Source organism: Candidatus Kapaibacterium sp. (assembly GCA_025059875.1).
Lineage (GTDB): Bacteria > Bacteroidota > Ignavibacteria > Kapaibacteriales > HRBIN21 > HRBIN21.
On sequence record JANXCT010000029.1, the window covers coordinates 1 to 574 of the forward strand.

General features: G+C 59.6%; 1 protein-coding gene. It reads left to right on the forward strand.

Annotated elements, in window-relative coordinates; translation table 11 throughout:
* Window positions 1-59: 59 nt before the first annotated feature.
* Window positions 60-574: AIR synthase related protein (locus tag NZ960_08645; GenBank protein MCS7177656.1), on the forward strand; the 515-nt coding region annotated here is incomplete at its 3' end.

Sequence of the window (574 nt, forward strand, 5' to 3'; positions counted from 1 at the left end):
CAAAGTGTGTACTGCGTGTGCTACCTTGGGCACCGAGCGTTTCAGGTACACTTGGCGTGATGGTGGTAGTTCGCCGATCGCCTGATGAGTGGCGCGCGATGGGATTGACTGACGCCGAGTACAGTCGCATCGTGGAGCTGATGTGGCGCGAGCCAAACGATGTCGAGCTGGGGATGTTTGCTGTGATGTGGTCGGAACACTGTGGCTACAAACATTCGCGCCCTGTGCTGCGGCTGTTTAAGCGCTATCGCGAGGCTTTAGAAGGCGCGGGCTTTGAAAACGCGGGCGTCGTGCCTCTGGATGATCAGCTGGGCATCGTGTTCAAGGTAGAGAGCCACAATCACCCCTCGGCGGTAGAGCCGTACCACGGCGCTGCCACAGGGGTCGGTGGGATCATTCGCGATGTGTTTACGATGGGCGCACGCCCGATCGCCCTTCTGAACTCACTGCGCTTTGGACCACTTAGCGAAGCGCGCAACCGCTACCTGTTTGAACACGTAGTGCGCGGGATCGCAGACTATGGCAACTGCATCGGCGTGCCCACCGTAGCGGGCGAAGTCTACTTCCACCCGTG